Here is a 16,945-nt window from a genome sequence, read left to right on the forward strand (position 1 = left end):
GGGGAGACAGTGCAGACCCAGGCGTACGGCGAGTGGCCCTCGCCCGTCGACGCGGCCATGGCCGCGGCCCACGACGGCAGCCCCGAGTACGTGGGCTTCGTCGGGGACGAGGTGTGGTGGACCGAGCCCCGGCCCGCCGAGGCGGGCCGCCGCACCCTGGTGCGGCGCCACGCGGACGGCACCGAGGAGTCCGTCCTGCCCGCGCCGTGGAACGTCCGCAGCCGCGTCATCGAGTACGGCGGCCACCCCTGGGCCGGCGCCGTCTGCGACGGCGTGCCGCTCGTGGTGTTCGCGCACTTCCCCGACCAGCGCCTCTACCGCTGGCAGCCGGGCGCCGAACCGGCCCCGCTCACCCCGGTGTCGACGGTCGGTCCCGGGCTGCGCTGGGCCGAGCCCGTCGTGCTGCCGGAGCGCGGCGAGGTGTGGTGCGTCCTGGAGGAGTTCACCGGCGACGGCCCGAGCGACGTGCGCCGGGTGCTCGCCGCCGTCCCCCTCGACGGGTCCGCCGCCGAGGACCGGGGCGCGGTCCGGAAGCTGACCGGGGAGCGGCACCGGTTCGTCACCGGACCTCGGCTCTCGCCCGACGGGACGCGCGCCGCCTGGATCGGCTGGGACCACCCCCGTATGCCGTGGGACGGCACCGAGCTGGTCGTCGCCGACGTCGCCGCGGACGGCACCCTGACCGGCGCCCGCGCCGTCGCCGGAGGGCCCGAGGAGTCCGTCCCGCAGGCCGACTGGACCCACGACAACCGTCTGCTCTACGCCAGCGACCGCACGGGCTGGTGGAACCTCTACCGGGACGGCGAGCCCGTCTGCCCGCGCCCCGAGGAGTTCGCCGGGCCGCTGTGGAAGCTGGGCCAGTGCTGGTTCGCCCCGCTGGACGGCGGACTGATCGCCGTCCTGCACGGCAAGGGCGCCCAGCGGCTCGCCGTGCTCGACCCGGAGACCTGCGAGGTCGTCGACGCCGCGGGACCCTGGAGCGAGTTCGGCCCCACCCTCGCCGCGCTCGGCGAGCGGGTCGTCGCCGTCGGGGCGAGCCCGCACAGCTCCTACGAGGTCGTGGAGCTGGACACCCGCACCGGCCGGGCCCGTGTGATCGGCGCCGCCCACCGTGACGCCGTGGACCCCGCCTTCTACCCCGAGCCCGAGGTCCGCACCTTCACCGGACCCGACGGCCGGGAGATCCACGCCCAGGTGTACCCGCCGCGCAGCCCCGACCGCACCGGCCCCGCCGGCGAGCTGCCCCCGTACGTCATCTGGGCGCACGGCGGACCCACCGGCCGCTTCCCGCTGGTCCTCGACCTGGAGATCGCCTACTTCACCTCGCGCGGCATCGGCGTCGCCGAGGTCAACTACGGCGGCTCCACCGGGTACGGCCGCGAGTACCGCAACCGGCTGCGCGGCGAGTGGGGCGTGGTCGACGTCGAGGACTGCGCCGCCGTCGCCCGGGCCCTCGCCGAGGAGGGCGTCGCCGACCCGGCCCGGCTCGCCGTCCGCGGCGGCAGCGCCGGCGGCTGGACCACCGCCGCCTCCCTCACCACCACCGACGTCTACGCCTGCGGCACGATCATCTACCCGGTGCTCGACCTCACCGGCTGGGGCACAGGGGAGACGCACGATTTCGAGTCGCAGTACCTGGAGACGCTGATCGGGCCGCGCGCCGAGGTGCCGGAGCGGTACGAGGAGCGCTCGCCCGTCACCCACGCCGACCGGCTGAGCGCACCGTTCCTGCTGCTCCAGGGGCTGGACGACGTCATCTGCCCGCCCGTGCAGTGCGAGCGGTTCCTCGCCCGGCTGGCCGGCCGGGCCGTCCCGCACGCCTACATCACCTTCGAGGGCGAGGGCCACGGCTTCCGCCGCGCGGACACCATGGTGCGCGCCCTGGAGGCCGAGCTGTCCCTGTACGCGCAGGCGTTCGGGCTGAAGACGCCCGGCATCCCCGCCCTGGAGCTGACGCCGTGAGCGCGCCCACCTCGCTGACGCCGCTGCGGCGCCCGCCCCGCCTGGCCCCCGGCGCCCGGGTGGCCGTGGTCGCGCCCAGCGGCCCCATCCCCGAGGAGCGGCTCGCGGCCGGGCTCGACGTGCTGCGCGGCTGGGGTCTCGACCCCGTGGCCGCCCCGCACGTCCTCGACCGGCACGGCGAGCTGGACTACCTCGCCGGCAGCGACGCCGACCGCGCCGCCGACCTGCAGAACGCCTGGTGCGACCCGGCCGTCGACGCGGTGATCTGCGCCCGCGGCGGCTACGGCGCGCAGCGCATGGCCGACGCCCTCGACTGGGAGGCGATGCGGGCGGCGGGGCCGAAGGCCTTCGTCGGGTTCAGCGACATCACCACGCTGCACGAGGCGTTCGCGGTGCGGCTCGGCCTGGTCACCCTGCACGGGCCGATGGCCGCGGGCGCCGACTTCATCAAGAGCGCGCGGGCCCAGGAGCACTTGCGCGCCACCCTGTTCGACCCCGAGTCGGTGCGCACGATCCGCTCCGACGGCACCGCGCTGGTCCCGGGACGCGCCCGCGGGGTGACCCTCGGCGGCTGCCTCTCCCTGATCGCCGGCGGTATCGGCACCCCGCACACCCGCGACTCCGCGCGCGGCGGACTGCTGTGCCTGGAGGACGTGGGGGAGGAGACCTACCGCCTCGACCGCTACCTCACCCAGCTGCTGCGCTCCGGGATGCTCGACGGCGTCGCCGGGCTGCTGCTGGGCTCCTGGGCGGAGTGCGACCCGTACGAGAAGGTCAGGACGCTGCTCGTGGACCGGTTCGGCGGGCTCGGGGTGCCGGTGGCCGAGCAGTTCGGGTTCGGGCACTGCGACGACGCGCTCACGCTGCCGTTCGGGGCCGCGGCCGAACTGGACGCGGACGCGGGGACGCTGACGCTGGAGGAACCGGCGCTGAGCTGAGCGCGCCGCAGAGCTGAAGTCGGACGCGCCGGGCAGGGCCGAGGGCGCCCTGCCCGGCGCGCGCCGGCATCGTAGGGTGACAGGGTGCCGCACACCGCTTCCCGATACCTCGCCGAAGGCCGCCGCGTGGGCCTGCGCCACTTCACCTACGACGACGCCGCCGAGTTCACCGCGCGGGCCCGGGAGAGCAAGGACCTGCATCACCCCTGGCTGTTCCCGCCGGACACCCCGGCCGCCTACGCCGCCTACGCGCAGCGGCTGATCGAGGATCCCGCCAAGGCGGGGTTCCTGGTCTGCGAGAAGGAGGCGGACGGCGCCCTCGCCGGCTTCGTCAACATCAACAACATCGTCGAGGGCGGCTTCCTCTGCGGCGCCCTCGGCTACGGCGCCTTCGCCCACGCGGCCGGACGCGGGCTGATGCGCGAGGCGCTGGACCTCGTCGTGCGCTACGCCTTCGGGCCGATGCGGCTGCACCGGCTGGAGATCAACGTGCAGCCGGGCAACGCCGCCTCGATCGCCCTCGCCCGCACCTGCGGCTTCCGCAAGGAGGGCTTCTCACCGAAGATGCTCTACATCGACGGCGCCTGGCGCGACCACGAACGCTGGGCGCTCACCAGCGAGATGCTGACCGGGGACGGCTGACCACGCGCGGAAACCCTCGTCACGGCCTCTGTTCAGGCAGGCCTCCGGGGGTTTCCATGGAGATCGTGACGACGATCCGACATGAGGTACTCACGCTGCCGGCCGCGCACCTCGGCCCCGACAACCCGCTGCCCGCCCTGCGTCCCCTCGACGAGATGCACCGCATCGAGGACCGCGACAAGAAGGACCTGCCGCGCGACATGGCCCGGCAGATCGGCTACGCCCCGCTGCACAGCCTGCTGCCGGTCCCCGTCCGCGACGGCTACGACCGGGACCGCGCGCCCCGGCCCCTCGACGCCCTCGTCCTCGAGAACGACCGCCTGCGCGCCACGGTCCTGCCCGGCCTCGGCGGCCGGATCGCCTCCCTCGTCCACACGCCCACCGGCCGCGAACTGCTGTACGTGAACCCGGTGTTCCAGCCCGCCAACTTCGCGCTCAACGGCGCCTGGTTCTCCGGCGGCATCGAGTGGAACATCGGCGCGACCGGCCACACCACTCTGTCCTGCTCACCCGTGCACGCGGCCCGCGTCCCCGCCCCGGACGGCGGGGAGATGCTGCGCCTGTGGGAGTGGGAGCGGCTGCGCGACCTGCCCTTCCAGGTCGACCTGTGGCTGCCCGACGGCTCCGACTTCCTCTACGTCGGCGCACGGATCCGCAACCCGCACGAGCGGCAGGCGCCGACGTACTGGTGGTCCAACATCGCCGTCCCCGAGGACTGCCGCGTCCTCGCCCCCGCCGAAGAGGCCTACCACTTCGGCTACGAGCAGCGCCTGAGCCGCGTCCCCGTCCCCGAGTACGACGGCGTCGACCGCACCTACCCGCCCCACAGCACCTACGCCGCCGACTACTTCTACGAGGTCCCCGAGGAGCGCCGCCGCTGGATCGCCGCGCTGGACGGCGACGGCCACGGGCTCGTGCAGACCTCCACCGACACCCTGCGCGGCCGGAAGCTGTTCGTGTGGGGGCGCGGACCCGGCGGACGGAGCTGGCAGCAGTGGCTCACCGCACCCGGCACCGGCGGCTACTGCGAGATCCAGGCCGGCCTCGCCCGCACGCAGCTGGAGCACGTCCGTCTGGAACCGGAGAGCGAGGTGTCCTGGCTGGAGGCGTACGGGCCCTTCGAGGCACGGCGCGACGGGGAGTGGGGCGCCGTCCTCGACGAGGCGGAGGCCCGTCTCGAGGGGGTGCTGCCGCGCGCGGACGTCGACGCGGCGTACGCGGCCTGGCTGCCGTACGCCGACACCGAACCCGGCGAGCGGCTGGCCACCGGGTCCGGGTGGGGCGCGCTCGAAGTGCTGCGGGCCGGCTGGAAGCTGCCCGGCACGCCCTTCGACGAGAGCACCCTCGGCGAGGAGCAGCAGCCATGGCTGCACCTGCTGCGCGCCGGGTCCTTCCCCGAGGCGCCCGGCAGCCGGCCGCCCGGCGGGACGCTGGTCGCCCGGCACTGGCGGGACATGCTGGAGACGGCGCCCGCGACCGGGCTCACCGAGTACCACCTGGGCGTCGCCCAGTGGCACGGCGGCGACCGGGCACAGGCAGTGCGCAGCTGGGAGCGGGGACTGGCGCAGGACGGTCCGTCCTGGCCGGTCCTGCGCTGTCTCGCCGTCGCCGACCGGGAGGAACGCCACCCGGAGCGCGCCGCCGACCGCTATGTGCGGGCCTTCGACGACCTGTGCCGCGAGGCCGGGGAGGCCGGCGGCGGTGAGGCGGGCGACACGGCGGGGGAGTGGACCGCCGCCGTGGCCGCTCTCGGGCGGGAGGCGATCGAGGCGCTGCTCGCGGTGGGCCGCACGACGGACGCCCGGTCGGTGTGGGAGCGGCTGGCCCCCGCCACCCGGGCGCGCGGGCGCTTCCGGCTGATCGAGGCGGGCCTGCTGCTCGCCGAGGGACGGAACGAGGAGGCCCGCGCCGTGTTCGACGCGGGCTTCGAGGTCGCCGATCTGCGCGAGGGCGACGAGGTCGTCGGGCGGCTGTGGGCGCGGCTGACGGGCGAACCGCTGCCGGAGCGGTACGACTTCCGGATGCGTGCCACGCCGTGACGGGGGATCCGTGTCGGGACCTGCCGTGACGGTACGTCAGGCGCGGCGGTCGGCGTACTCGTAGACCGCCCCGTCCGGGTGGCGTGCGATCAGGTTGCGGCCGACGGGGGTGGGCAGCGGTCCGGCGAGGACGGCCGCGCCCATCTCCTCCAGCACCTGGCGGGTCTCGTCGACGTCCTTGACCGCGATGGTCGCGGCGACCTTGCGCAGCACGTCCAGTTGGGCCTCGGGACCGCTCATCAGCAGGAAACAGCCCACTGCGGCGACCTGGACGCCCTCCCGTTCGAACCGCATGGCGGTCCCGCCCGCCAGCCGCTCGTAGAAGGGGATGGCGGTCTCGATGTCGTCGACGCAGACGCGCAGTGTGGCACCCAGAATCTCCATGCGTCCGAGCCTAGTTGGCCGGTCCGGGCGGCGGGTGGGACGCGGACGATCTCCACATCACTCTCTCCCGCCGTACCACCGTGGCGAGTTACCGGGTCCCGGGCACGGGTACCCGGGCGCAATGCAGCGCTTGGAGCACATGCAGCACCTCGACAAGCACCTGGTGGACGAACTGGCCCACGTGGCCAGGGAGTCCGTACGCGCCGAACTCCGCGAGCAGACGCGGGGACGGCGCCGGAAGGCGGCCCTCTACGCCGGTTCCGGCGCCGCCGCGCTGTACGCGGGCGCGGCCGTCGCCCTCGCCGTGGGCCTCGCCCTCGACCTGGTCCTCCCGGGCTGGGCGGCGGCCCTGATCACGGCGGTGATCCTGGCCGCGGTCGCCTTCGCCCTGCGGACGGCGGCCCGCCCCGACACCCCGGGCTCCCCCGCGGCCGGCGGGACGCGGGCAGCGGGTCCCGCCTCCGTGCCCCCGGTGCCGTCCACGCCGCCCACGGTCGGCACCGACCGCGTCCCCGGCACCGACCGCGTCCCGGGTACCGACCGGGTCCCGGGTACCGACCGCGGCCCGGGCGACGGCTGAAGCCGAGGCGGCGCCTTCGTGCGGCAGAGCTGAGGGGACGCAGCCGTACCGGACCGCCCCGTCGTGAACCGTTCCGACGTTTGGCGGCCCCGCGCAGGGGGACGCGGAAGTCTCCCGACGTACGCGACCGCGCCGGAGGCGAACCGTGAGTCGACCCCGCATTGTGATCGTCGGAGCCGGCTTCGCCGGTTACCGCACGGCCCAGATCCTGTCCCGCACGGCCAGGGGCCGGGCCGAGATCGTCCTGCTCAACCCGACCGACTACTTCCTGTACCTGCCCCTGCTGCCCCAGGTCGCGGCCGGGATCCTCGAACCGCGCCGGGTCACCGTGTCCCTCTCCGGGACGCTCCCGCAGGTCAAACTGGTGCTGGGCGAGGCCGGCCGTATCGACCTCGACGCCCGCCAGGTGCACTACACCGGCCCCGAGGGCGAGGGCGGCACCCTCTCCTACGACCGGCTGGTGCTCGCCGCCGGCAGCGTCAACAAGCTGCTGCCCATCCCGGGCGTCGCCGAGCACGCCCACGGCTTCCGCGGCCTGCCCGAGGCGCTGTACCTCCGGGACCACATCACCCGCCAGGTGGAGCTGGCCGCCGCCACGGACGACCCGAAGCGCTGCTCCTCGCGGTGCACCTTCGTCGTCGTGGGCGCCGGCTACACCGGCACCGAGGTCGCCGCGCACGGCCAGCTCTTCACCGACGCTCAGGTCGCCAAGCAGCCGCTGCGCACCGGCATGCGGCCCCGCTGGATCCTGCTGGACATCGCCGACCGGGTCCTGCCCGAGCTGGACGAACGGCTCTCCCGCACCGCCGACACGGTGCTGCGGGAGCGGGGCGTGGACGTGCGGATGGGCACCTCCGTGAAGGAGGCCACCTCTGACGGCGTGCTGCTCACCGACGGGGAGTTCGTCGACACCCGCACCCTCGTGTGGTGCGTCGGCGTGCGCCCCGACCCGCTCGCCGAGTCCCTCGGGCTGCCCATGGAACGCGGCCGGCTGCTGGTCGACCCGCACCTCCAGGTGCCGGGCCGCCCCGAGGTCTTCGCCTGCGGTGACGCGGCGGCCGTGCCGGACCTGGAGAACCCCGGCTCGTACACCCCGATGACCGCCCAGCACGCCTGGCGGCAGGGCAAGGTCTGCGCGCACAACATCGCCGCGTCCTTCGGCGACGGGGAGCGGCAGGCGTACCGCCACAAGGACCTGGGGTTCGTGGTGGACCTCGGCGGCGTCAAGGCCGCCGCCAACCCGCTCGGCGTCAACCTGTCCGGGGTGGCGGCCGGCGCGGTGACCCGCGGCTACCACCTCGCCGCGATGCCCGGCAACCGGGTGCGGGTGGCCGCCGACTGGCTGCTGGACGCCGTACTGCCCCGCCAGGCCGTCCAGTTGGGCCTCGTACGGTCCTGGTCCGTGCCGCTGGACACCGCGTCCCCCGAGGTCGCGCGCGTCCCGGGCAGGCCCGAAGCCGCCGGTTCGTCCGCCGGCCCCTCGGACACGGGCGGCCGGCCGAGGAAGGACCAGCCGGACAGCGAGCCCGCGAAGACCCGGTCCGGTGGTGAGCCGGCCAAGAATCAGCCGGGCGGTGAGCCGGCGAAGAATCAGCCGGGCGGTGAGCCGGCGAAGAATCAGCCGGGGGGTGAGCCCGCGAAGAATCAGCCGGGCGGTGAGCCCGCGAAGAACCAGCCGGGCGGTGAGCCCGCGAAGAACCAGCCGGGCGGTGAGCCGGCCAGGAACCAGCCCATCACGGGCCCGTCCGACGTCGCCCCGCCGCCCGACCAGCCGGAACCCGGCCCGGACGTGGCGCCCGGTCCCGTCCGCCGTACCGACCGACCCAGCGAAGGAGACGCATGAACACCGGTGAACTCGTCGAGCTCGGACAGCAGCTGCGGGTGGACAGTGTCCGGGCGGCGGCCGCCGCCGGCTCCGGGCACCCCACGTCGTCGATGTCCGCGGCCGACCTCATGGCCGTCCTCTTCGCCCGCCACCTGCGCTACGACTTCGAGCGCCCCGACCATCCCGCCAACGACCGTTTCGTCCTCTCCAAGGGCCACGCCTCCCCGCTGATGTACGCCACCTACAAGGCGGCCGGCGTCATCGGCGACGAGGAACTGCTCACCTTCCGCGAGAACGGAAGCCGCCTGGAGGGCCACCCCACGCCCCGCAAGCTCCCCTGGGTGGAGACCGCCACCGGCTCCCTCGGGCAGGGCCTGCCCGTCGGCGTCGGCCTCGCGCTCGCCGGGAAGCGGCTGGACCGCACCGACCACCGCGTGTGGGTGCTGTGCGGCGACAGCGAGCTGGCCGAGGGCTCGGTGTGGGAGGCGGCCGAGCAGGCCGCGTACGAGAACCTCGACAACCTCACCGCGATCGTGGACGTCAACCGGCTCGGCCAGCGCGGCCCCACCCGGCACGGCCACGACCTCGACGCCTACGCCCGCCGCTTCCAGGCGTTCGGCTGGCACACCGTCGAGGTGGACGGGCACGACGTGGACGCCGTGGACCGGGCCTACGGTGAGGCGCTGTCCACCCATGGCCAGCCGACCGCGATCCTCGCCCGCACCCTCAAGGGCAAGGGCGTGGAGGCCGTGCAGGACCGGGAGGGGCTGCACGGCAAGCCGCTGCCGGAGGCGGAGGACGCCATCGCCGAACTGGGCGGACCCCGCGACCTGCGCATCACCGTCCAGGCGCCGCCCGCCGACGGCGAGGCCCCCGCCCGGCGGGTCACCACGCCCGAGCTGCCCCGCTGGGAGCGCGGCGAGGACATGGCCACCCGCGACGCCTTCGGCGAGGCGCTGGCCGCCCTCGGCTCCGCGCGCGACGACGTCGTCGCCCTGGACGGCGAGGTCGGCGACTCCACCCGCCTGGAGTACTTCGCCAAGGAACACCCCGAGCGCTACGTCGAGTGCTACATCGCCGAGCAGCAGATGGTCGCCGACGCCGTCGGGGTCGCCGCGCGCGGCTGGCTGCCGTTCGCCTCCACCTTCGCGGCCTTCCTGACCCGCGCCCACGACTTCGTCCGCATGGCCGCGATCAGCGGCTCGGGCCTGAACCTCGTCGGGTCGCACGCGGGCGTCGCCATCGGCCAGGACGGACCCAGCCAGATGGGCCTGGAGGACCTGGCGATGATGCGGGCGGTGCACGGCTCCACCGTGCTGTACCCGTGCGACGCCAACCAGACCGCCCGCCTGGTCGCCGCCATGGCCGGCCTGGAGGGCATCCGCTATCTGCGCACCTCCCGCGGCAAGAGCCCCGTGATCTACGGTCCCGACGAGGAGTTCCCCGTCGGCGGCAGCAAGGTGCTGCGCTCCTCCGGCCAGGACCGGCTCACCCTGGTCGCCGCGGGGGTCACCGTGCCGGAGGCCTTGGCCGCGGCCGACGCCCTCGCCGAGGAGGGCATCGCCGTACGGGTCGTCGACCTGTACTCGGTGAAGCCCGTCGACGTGGAGACGCTGCGCACGGCCGCCGAGGAGACCGGCTGTCTGATGACCGTCGAGGACCACCACCCCGAGGGCGGGCTCGGCGACGCGGTCGCCGAGGCGTTCGGCGACGGGCGTCCCGTGCCGCGACTGGTGCGGCTCGCCGTGCGGAACATGCCGGGCTCGGCCGCCCCCGAGGAGCAGCTGCACGCCGCCGGGATCGACGCCGCGTCGATCGCCGTGGCGGGCAGGCTGCTGGTGGGGGAGGCGATCGTGTCGTGAGCGACGGCGGCTCGCGCACCGTACGGGCCGGCCGCCGCCGGGTGGAGATCCGCCGCCCGGACAAGGTGCTCATCCCGGGCGGCGACGCCGCCCGGGAGTTCACCAAGGGGGATCTGGTCGACTACCACCGGGCCGTCGCCCGCCACATGCTGCCGCAGCTGCGGGGCCGGCCGCTGATGCTGGACCGGCGGCCCGACGGGATCGACGGCCCGGCCTTCATGCAGAAGAACACCCCCGACAACTACCCGGACTGGATCACCCGGGTGGAGGTCGGCAAGGAGGGCGGCACGGTCACGCACACCGTGTGCGACGACACCGCGACCCTCCTGTACCTGGTCGACCAGGCGAGCATCACGCTGCACCGCTGGCTCTCCCGCGCCGACGACGTGGACCGCCCGGACCGGCTGGTCTTCGACCTCGACCCGTCCGGCGACGACTTCGAGGCGGTGCGGGAGGCCGCCCGGTGGCTGGGAGAGCTGCTGGACGAACTGGCCCTGCCCTCGGCCCTGATGACCACCGGCTCGCGCGGTCTGCACGTGGTCGTGCCGCTCGACGGCGGCCAGGACTTCGACACGGTACGGGAGTTCGCCCGCGAGGTCGCCGACACGCTGGCCGACGCCCACCCGGACCGGCTCACCACCGCGGCCCGCAAGAAGGACCGCGGTGACCGGCTCTACCTCGACGTGGGGCGCAACGCGTACGCGCAGACCGCGGTCGCTCCCTGGACGGTCCGGGCCCTGCCGGGAGCGCCCGTCGCCACCCCGCTCACCTGGGAGCAGCTCGACGACCCGGAGCTGCACGCCCGCCGCTGGACGGTGGAGAACGCCGTCGAGCAGGCCGCCACGGACCCGTGGGCGGGTCTCTCCCGCAAGGGCCGTTCCCTCGCTCCGGCCCGCCGGAGGCTCGCCGCGCGGCGCGGCTGACCCGCAGAAGCCGTTTCCCCTACCCCCCGGCGAACAGGGGCGACAGCTGGACGTGGCGGACGGGTGAGACCTCGGAGGTTTGGCGAACACACTTGCGGCCACACGGAGGGAGAGGTGGCCATGTCGAACACGAAAAACACCGAAGAGTCGCAAGATTCACAGGAATCTCAGGACTCCCGTGAGAGCCAGGACTCCCAGCAGACCAGGGCCTCACGCACGCCCCGTAAACGAACCGCACCCCGCAAGCGGCCCGAGAACGACAGCGACCCGACCGAGAGCACCACGGAACGGAAGAAGCCGAAGCCCATGCAGGTGCTGCGCCAGGCGCGCGAGCAGCTCGCGGAGCTCACCGGCATGGAGGCCGAGTCCGTGTCGTCCTTCGAGCAGACCTCGGAGGGCTGGGTGCTGGAGGTCGAGGTCCTCGAGCTGGAGCGGGTGCCCGACACGATGAGCCTGATGGCGAGCTACCAGGTGGAGCTGGACCCCGACGGGGACCTCACCGGGTACCGGAGGGTCCGCCGCTACGAGCGCGGACGCGCCGACGCGCGCAGGCCCGGCGGCCGCTAGGCCGCACGACAGCAGGCACACTCCCACATCCCCACATTCCCGACACCAAGGAGGAACGGCCGGCATGACAGTCGTACCGGCACAGCAGTCCGGCGGCGGAGGCAGCAGCAGCGGTCTCTACGACGTGCTTGAGCTTGTCCTGGACAGGGGGCTCGTCATCGACGCATTCGTGCGCGTGTCCCTGGTCGGCATCGAGATCCTCAAGATCGACGTTCGTGTCGTCGTCGCGAGCGTCGACACCTACCTCCGCTTCGCGGAGGCGTGCAACCGGCTCGACCTCGAGTCCGGGCCCAAGAAGAGCCCCGGCCTCCCCGAGATCGTCGGCGAGGTGACCGAGTCCGGCGCCCGCGGCAAGTCCAAGGGAGCACTCTCCGGCGCCGCCGAGACCATCTCGGACGCCTTCAAGCAGGGGCGCGAGGGCGAGACCGAGTCGCGCCCCCGGGCCCGTAAGAGCGCGTCGCGGCGCAAGGAGGAGCAGGAGTGAGCACGTACGTCTACGGCATCACGGCCGCCTCGCACCCTTCCCTGCCCGAGGGCATGGGAGGCGTCGGCGACCCGGCGCGCCCGCTGCGCGTGCTGACCCAGGGTGACCTGGCGGCCGTCGTCAGCGACGCCCCCGAGGGCCTGCGCCCCAAGCGGCGCGAGCTGCTCGCCCACCAGAACGTGCTCAGCGAGATCGGCGCGGGTGGCTGCGTCCTGCCCATGCGCTTCGGCAGCGTCGCCCCCGACGACGACGCCGTCACCTCCGTCCTCGCCGAGCGCGCCGACCACTACCTGGAGCGGCTGCGCGCCCTCGACGGCCGCGTCGAGTACAACGTCAAGGCCAACCACGTGGAAGAGGCCGTCCTGCACCACGTGATGGCCCTCAACCCGGAGATCCGGGCCCTCGCGGAGTCCAACCGGCAGTCCGGCGGCGGCAGTTACGACGACAAGATCCGCCTCGGCGAGATGGTGGCCGAGGCCGTCAAGGCCCGGGAGTCCGAGGACGGCGCCGCGCTGGAGAACGCGCTGCGCGGCATCGCCGACGCCGAGAGCGTGGGCCCCGAGTCCACCGGCTGGCTCGCCAACGTCTCGTACCTGGTGAAGCGCGCGACGGCGGAGGAGTTCCTGGCCGCGGTGGAGCAGGCCCGCACGGACATGCCCCACCTGGAGATACGACTGAACGGCCCACTGCCGCCGTACAGCTTCGTCGAGCCCGGCCCCGCCGAGCCGGCGGGCACCACGGCCGCGGGGGCGGACACCGGAGCGGAGTGACGACATGGGCCTGATCTCGGAAGTGCTGCTGCTGCCGCTCGCCCCGGCGCGCGGCGGCGCCTGGGCCGTCCGGCAGGTCCTTCAGGAAGCGGAACGCATCTACTACGACCCCGCGACCATCCGTGCCGAGCTGGCCCGGCTGGAGGAACTGCTGGAGGCAGGGGAGATCACCGAGGAGGAGTTCGACGAACAGGAGGACGCACTCCTGGACCGGTTGGAGATCGCCACGCGCACGGGCGCGGGTCAAGGGGACGGGACGGCACACCAATGAATCGAACGGGACTGGGCCTCGCCATAGGGGCCGGATATCTCCTCGGACGGACCAAGAAGCTGAAGATGGCGCTGGCCGTCGGCGGACTGGTCGCGGGCAAGAAGCTCAACCTGAGCCCGCGGGCCGTCGCCGACCTGGTGTCGCAGCAGCTGCGCGACAACCCGCAGTTCAAGGAGTTGGGCGACCAGCTCCGCGGTGAGCTGCAGGGCGTCGGCAAGGCCGCCTCGGGCGCACTGGTCGAGCGGCAGATCAGCTCGCTCGCCGACCGGCTGCACGACCGCACCGCGGAGGTGCGCGGCCGGCTGGACGGCGGCGGCGAGGACCGGGACGGTACGGACGGGCACGCCGACGAGGAGCCGGACGACCGCGGGCCGGACGACGCCGGTGACGACCGGGACGACGACGGCGGGCGCGAGCGCGGACCGGACACCGCGCGGACGGCGAAGAAGGCCGCCAAGAAGGCTCCGGCCAAGAAGGGCCCCGCGGCGAAGAAGGCCGCACCGGCCAAGCGCGCCGCCGGCGGCCCTGCGAAGAAGACGGCCGCCAAGAAGACGGCCGCGAAGAAGACCGCGTCCGCCTCGCGCGGCGCCCGCTCCCGTCCCTCGAAGGGAGGCGGTGAGTGATGACCGAGACCGCCGGGCGGGCCACGTCCGCCGCACGTGACGGCGCTGACGGCGCCAAGAACCCGCTGTCCGACCTCGCCCACAGCGAGGCCGCCGACCGGCTCAAGGCCGAGTTGCAGGACTACCTCGCCGCCCAGGCCACCCGGCTGCTGACCGGCGTCGGCCAGAAGCTGGGCGAGACCACGGGCAAGCTCAACGACATCGCCGAGGGCAACAGCCCCGGCTTCGCCAAGCTCGCCGCCGACGGCGGCAAGAAGCTCGCCGAGGGCAAGGGCCCCCTGCGCACCGCCGTGGAGCTCGGCGCCACGCGCGCCAAGGACAACGTCAAGGGCGCCCTGAAGAACCTCGGCGGCGGTGGCAAGCGCAAGAAGTCCTCCGGCAACAAGCCGACCGTCATCATGGAGTACATCGACGTCGGTGTGCCGCTGCGCACGGCGTACGACCAGTGGACGCAGTACCAGGACTTCAGCACCTTCGCCAAGGGCGTGAAGAGCGCCAACAAGTCCGACGACACCACGTCGGACTGGCAGGCGAAGATCTGGTGGTCCAACCGCAGCTGGAAGGCCACGACCAACGAGCAGGTCCCCGACGACCGCATCGCGTGGTCGACGGAGGGCGCCAAGGGCACGATGAAGGGCGTCGTCTCCTTCCACAGGATCGCCGACAACCTGACCCGGGTCCTGATGGTGATCGAGTACTACCCCTCGGGCCTCTTCGAGAAGACCGGCAACATCTGGCGTGCCCAGGGCCGCCGTGCCCGGCTCGACCTGAAGAACTTCGCCCGCTTCATCACGATCAAGGGCGAGGCCGAGGACAGCTGGCGCGGCGAGATCCGCGAGGGCGAGGTCGTCAAGTCCCACGAGGACGCCGTGGCCGAGGAAGAGGAGGAGCAGGGCGGCCCCGAGGGCGAGCACGAGGACGGCGAGGCCGAGGGCCCGGAGGGCTCCGAGGATGAGGGCCCCGAGGACGAGGAGCACGACGAGGAAGCCCCCGAGGGAGAGACCGACGGCGGCCCCGAGGACGCGTACGACGAGGACGAGGAAGCCGCCGACGACGAGGACGAGGACGGCGCCGGTCCCGAGGACGCGTACGAGGACGAGGCCGGCGGCGCCGAGCCCGACGACCCGTACGAGGACGAGGACGAGGAAGCCGCCGACGACGAGGACGAGGAGTACGAGGAGGGCGTCCCTCCGGAGGAGGAGTACGAGGACGAGGACGAGGAATACGAGGACGACGAGCCGGCCGACGAGGCCGCTCCTGAGGAACCCGAGGGCCGGAGCCGCCGATGACCACCCCCAGCCGACTCCCCGACCCGTACGGCCAGGGCAGCAGCGCCAATCTCGCCGACATCCTGGAAAGGGTGCTGGACAAGGGCGTGGTGATCGCGGGTGACATCAAGATCAACCTGCTGGACATCGAGCTGCTCACCATCAAGCTGCGCCTCGTCGTCGCCTCCGTGGACAAGGCCAAGGAGATGGGGATCGACTGGTGGGAGTCGGACCCGGCGCTGTCCTCACGCGCCCGGCGCGACGAACTGGCCCGCGAGAACGCCGAGTTGCGCGAGCGCCTGGCCCGGCTGGAGGAGCTGGAGCCGCGTCGCGCCGAGGAGGAGACCCCGTGACGGGACTGCGCTACGTCTACGCGGTCTGCCGTCCCTTCGGCACACCGCTCCAGGCCCAGCTGACGGGGGTGGGCGGCGACCCGCCGCGGCTGGTACCGCACCGCGACCTGGTGGCCGTGGTCAGTCATGTGCCCGAGGCGGACTTCGCGGAGGAGTCGCTGCGGGCGCACCTGGAGGACCTGGACTGGCTGACCGCGGTCGCGCGGGCCCACCAGGGGGTGATCGACGCGCTCACCACCGTCACCACCCCGCTGCCGCTGCGGCTCGGCACCGTCTTCCGCGACGACAGCGGCGTACGGTCGATGATCGAGGCGCGCGAGGAGAACTTCCTGCGCGGGCTGGACCGGCTGGAGGGCCGGGTCGAGTGGGGCGTCAAGGTGTACCTGGAGTCCGAGCCGGAGCAGGCCCCCGAGCGGCCGGCGCCGCAGCCCGCGGCGATGTCCGGACGGGACTATCTGCGCCGGCGCCGGGAGCAGACGCGGTCGCGAGAGGACCAGTGGCAGCGGGCCGAGACCTTCGCGACCCGGTTGCACGCGAACCTCGCCGGTTTCGCCGAGGACTCCCGGCTGCACGCGCCGCAGAACCCCACCCTGTCCGGCCACCGCGGCCGCAACGTGCTCAACGCCGCCTATCTCGTGCCGCGTGGTGAGTCGGAGGCGTTCGTGGAGCAGGTGGAGCGGACGAAGGACGACTCCCCGGGGCTGCGGGTGGAGCTCACCGGGCCCTGGGCGGCCTACTCGTTCGCGGGGGAGGAGGCGGCCGGAGAGGAGCCCGCCGGTGGGAGGACCGCCGGGGAGGGGACCACGTGACCGTAGTCGAACGGCGTGAGATCGCCCTCGTGGACCTGCTCGACCGGCTGCTGGCCGGCGGTGTGGTGATCACGGGCGACATCACGCTGCGCATAGCCGACGTCGACCTGGTCCGCATCGACCTCAACGCGCTGATCAGCTCCGTGAACCAGAACGTCCCCTCGCCCTTCGAGGAGTCTCCGTGACCGACGACCCGCGGCACCGCGCGCCCGACGCGCCGGAACCCGTCACGGTGACCGACGCCGACCTCTTCGAGGGCCGGTCGCCCCTGGACCCCGAGGCGTCCTTCGACGCCGCCCCGGAGACCGCCGTCCGCCCCGCCGAGTCGCGCCCCAAGCCCCGCCGACGCCTCGACCTGGAGCCGGACACGGTCGAACGCGACCTGGTGAAGCTGGTGCTGACCGTCGTGGAACTGCTCCGCCAGCTCATGGAGCGCCAGGCGGTACGCCGCTTCGACGAGGGTGACCTCACCGAGGAGCAGGAGGAGCGGGTCGGGCTGACGCTCATGCTGCTGGAGGACCGCATGGCCGAGCTGCGCAACCGCTACGGGCTGCGCCCCGAGGACCTCAACCTCGACCTCGGTCCGCTGGGGCCGCTGCTGCCCCGGGACTGAGATCCTGGGGCGCCGGCCCCTCCTGCCGCCGG

The 16,945-nt window shown here is 73.7% G+C and carries 19 protein-coding genes; 18 read left to right on the forward strand and 1 reads right to left on the reverse strand.

The features are described 5' to 3' along the window. The first annotated feature begins 9 nt into the window (after window positions 1–9). The 4 genes from MTR79_RS11430 to MTR79_RS11445 all read left to right on the forward strand — a co-directional run bounded on the left by MTR79_RS11430 (window position 10) and on the right by MTR79_RS11445 (window position 5,581). Window positions 10–1,962, forward strand: coding sequence for an LpqB family beta-propeller domain-containing protein (locus tag MTR79_RS11430; RefSeq protein WP_244790004.1), 1,953 nt, complete (start codon window positions 10–12; stop codon window positions 1,960–1,962). A 14-nt stretch (window positions 1,963–1,976) separates the two neighbouring features. Further along, window positions 1,977–2,900, forward strand: coding sequence for an LD-carboxypeptidase (locus MTR79_RS11435; RefSeq protein WP_086699133.1), 924 nt, complete (start codon window positions 1,977–1,979; stop codon window positions 2,898–2,900). 84 nt (window positions 2,901–2,984) lie between these two features. Then, complete coding sequence (locus tag MTR79_RS11440) at window positions 2,985–3,542, forward strand: GNAT family protein (protein WP_086699108.1); 558 nt, start codon at window positions 2,985–2,987, stop codon at window positions 3,540–3,542. A 56-nt stretch (window positions 3,543–3,598) separates the two neighbouring features. Then, window positions 3,599–5,581, forward strand: coding sequence for a DUF5107 domain-containing protein (locus tag MTR79_RS11445; protein ID WP_189363582.1), 1,983 nt, complete (start codon window positions 3,599–3,601; stop codon window positions 5,579–5,581). Window positions 5,582–5,617: 36 nt separating this feature from the next. Here the strand turns inward: MTR79_RS11445 and MTR79_RS11450 are convergent, their stop codons facing one another. After that, a complete protein-coding gene (locus MTR79_RS11450) occupies window positions 5,618–5,965 on the reverse strand; it encodes a glyoxalase/bleomycin resistance/dioxygenase family protein (RefSeq protein ID WP_033273749.1) in 348 nt (115 codons plus the stop codon). A gap of 121 nt (window positions 5,966–6,086) precedes the next feature. Between MTR79_RS11450 and MTR79_RS11455 the strand changes: the two genes are divergently transcribed. The 14 genes from MTR79_RS11455 (at window position 6,087) to MTR79_RS11520 (ending at window position 16,913) form a co-directional block, all read left to right on the forward strand. Then, on the forward strand, window positions 6,087–6,545 hold the full coding sequence (locus MTR79_RS11455; RefSeq protein ID WP_244790005.1) for a phage holin family protein: 459 nt from the start codon (window positions 6,087–6,089) through the stop codon (window positions 6,543–6,545). Between the two features lie 145 nt (window positions 6,546–6,690). Further along, on the forward strand, window positions 6,691–8,388 hold the full coding sequence (locus MTR79_RS11460) for an NAD(P)/FAD-dependent oxidoreductase (protein WP_244790006.1): 1,698 nt from the start codon (window positions 6,691–6,693) through the stop codon (window positions 8,386–8,388). After that, window positions 8,385–10,232, forward strand: coding sequence for a transketolase (locus MTR79_RS11465; protein ID WP_244790008.1), 1,848 nt, complete (start codon window positions 8,385–8,387; stop codon window positions 10,230–10,232). Before MTR79_RS11460 ends, MTR79_RS11465 begins: the two co-directional genes overlap by 4 nt. Next, the gene (gene ligD / locus MTR79_RS11470) at window positions 10,229–11,155 is read left to right on the forward strand and encodes a non-homologous end-joining DNA ligase (RefSeq protein WP_244790010.1); all 927 of its coding nucleotides are present in this window, start codon (window positions 10,229–10,231) and stop codon (window positions 11,153–11,155) included. The genes MTR79_RS11465 and ligD overlap by 4 nt, the downstream gene beginning before the upstream one ends. Before the next feature lie 120 nt (window positions 11,156–11,275). Continuing rightward, window positions 11,276–11,722 (forward strand): gas vesicle protein GvpO, encoded by a 447-nt coding sequence (gene gvpO / locus MTR79_RS11475; RefSeq protein ID WP_086699135.1) that lies wholly within the window; start codon window positions 11,276–11,278, stop codon window positions 11,720–11,722. A 64-nt stretch (window positions 11,723–11,786) separates the two neighbouring features. Next, on the forward strand, window positions 11,787–12,206 hold the full coding sequence (locus tag MTR79_RS11480; RefSeq protein WP_244790012.1) for a gas vesicle structural protein GvpA: 420 nt from the start codon (window positions 11,787–11,789) through the stop codon (window positions 12,204–12,206). Next, window positions 12,203–12,976 (forward strand): GvpL/GvpF family gas vesicle protein, encoded by a 774-nt coding sequence (locus MTR79_RS11485; RefSeq protein ID WP_086699118.1) that lies wholly within the window; start codon window positions 12,203–12,205, stop codon window positions 12,974–12,976. The genes MTR79_RS11480 and MTR79_RS11485 overlap by 4 nt, the downstream gene beginning before the upstream one ends. 4 nt (window positions 12,977–12,980) lie before the next feature. Beyond that, complete coding sequence (locus MTR79_RS11490; protein ID WP_048455278.1) at window positions 12,981–13,247, forward strand: gas vesicle protein GvpG; 267 nt, start codon at window positions 12,981–12,983, stop codon at window positions 13,245–13,247. Beyond that, a complete protein-coding gene (locus MTR79_RS11495) occupies window positions 13,244–13,870 on the forward strand; it encodes a DNA primase (protein ID WP_244790014.1) in 627 nt (208 codons plus the stop codon). The genes MTR79_RS11490 and MTR79_RS11495 overlap by 4 nt, the downstream gene beginning before the upstream one ends. Further along, window positions 13,870–15,159 carry an SRPBCC family protein gene (locus MTR79_RS11500; RefSeq protein WP_244790016.1) on the forward strand — a complete coding sequence of 430 codons (1,290 nt, stop codon included), beginning with the start codon at window positions 13,870–13,872 and terminating at the stop codon, window positions 15,157–15,159. Before MTR79_RS11495 ends, MTR79_RS11500 begins: the two co-directional genes overlap by 1 nt. Continuing rightward, on the forward strand, window positions 15,156–15,491 hold the full coding sequence (locus tag MTR79_RS11505; RefSeq protein WP_033273739.1) for a gas vesicle protein: 336 nt from the start codon (window positions 15,156–15,158) through the stop codon (window positions 15,489–15,491). The genes MTR79_RS11500 and MTR79_RS11505 overlap by 4 nt, the downstream gene beginning before the upstream one ends. After that, window positions 15,488–16,300, forward strand: coding sequence for a GvpL/GvpF family gas vesicle protein (locus MTR79_RS11510; protein ID WP_048455274.1), 813 nt, complete (start codon window positions 15,488–15,490; stop codon window positions 16,298–16,300). The genes MTR79_RS11505 and MTR79_RS11510 overlap by 4 nt, the downstream gene beginning before the upstream one ends. Beyond that, on the forward strand, window positions 16,297–16,485 hold the full coding sequence (locus MTR79_RS11515) for a gas vesicle protein (RefSeq protein WP_006130875.1): 189 nt from the start codon (window positions 16,297–16,299) through the stop codon (window positions 16,483–16,485). Before MTR79_RS11510 ends, MTR79_RS11515 begins: the two co-directional genes overlap by 4 nt. Further along, a complete protein-coding gene (locus tag MTR79_RS11520; RefSeq protein ID WP_078894934.1) occupies window positions 16,482–16,913 on the forward strand; it encodes a gas vesicle protein K in 432 nt (143 codons plus the stop codon). Before MTR79_RS11515 ends, MTR79_RS11520 begins: the two co-directional genes overlap by 4 nt. The last annotated feature ends 32 nt before the right edge of the window (window positions 16,914–16,945 follow it).

Source organism: Streptomyces sp. BJ20 (assembly GCF_022869105.1).
In the GTDB taxonomy this organism is placed as follows: Bacteria; Actinomycetota; Actinomycetes; order Streptomycetales; family Streptomycetaceae; genus Streptomyces; species Streptomyces griseoincarnatus.

Bases quoted from the DNA above. Each gene is read 5' to 3' on its own strand.
- MTR79_RS11490 (WP_048455278.1), top strand. From the start codon at position 12,981: ATGGGCCTGATCTCGGAAGTGCTGCTGCTGCCGCTCGCCCCGGCGCGC.
- MTR79_RS11480 (WP_244790012.1), top strand. From the start codon at position 11,787: ATGACAGTCGTACCGGCACAGCAGTCCGGCGGCGGAGGCAGCAGCAGC.
- MTR79_RS11495 (WP_244790014.1), top strand. From the start codon at position 13,244: ATGAATCGAACGGGACTGGGCCTCGCCATAGGGGCCGGATATCTCCTC.
- gvpO (WP_086699135.1), top strand. From the start codon at position 11,276: ATGTCGAACACGAAAAACACCGAAGAGTCGCAAGATTCACAGGAATCT.
- MTR79_RS11500 (WP_244790016.1), top strand. From the start codon at position 13,870: ATGACCGAGACCGCCGGGCGGGCCACGTCCGCCGCACGTGACGGCGCT.
- MTR79_RS11455 (WP_244790005.1), top strand. From the start codon at position 6,087: ATGCAGCGCTTGGAGCACATGCAGCACCTCGACAAGCACCTGGTGGAC.
- MTR79_RS11450 (WP_033273749.1), bottom strand. From the start codon at position 5,965: ATGGAGATTCTGGGTGCCACACTGCGCGTCTGCGTCGACGACATCGAG.
- MTR79_RS11505 (WP_033273739.1), top strand. From the start codon at position 15,156: ATGACCACCCCCAGCCGACTCCCCGACCCGTACGGCCAGGGCAGCAGC.
- MTR79_RS11445 (WP_189363582.1), top strand. From the start codon at position 3,599: ATGGAGATCGTGACGACGATCCGACATGAGGTACTCACGCTGCCGGCC.
- MTR79_RS11465 (WP_244790008.1), top strand. From the start codon at position 8,385: ATGAACACCGGTGAACTCGTCGAGCTCGGACAGCAGCTGCGGGTGGAC.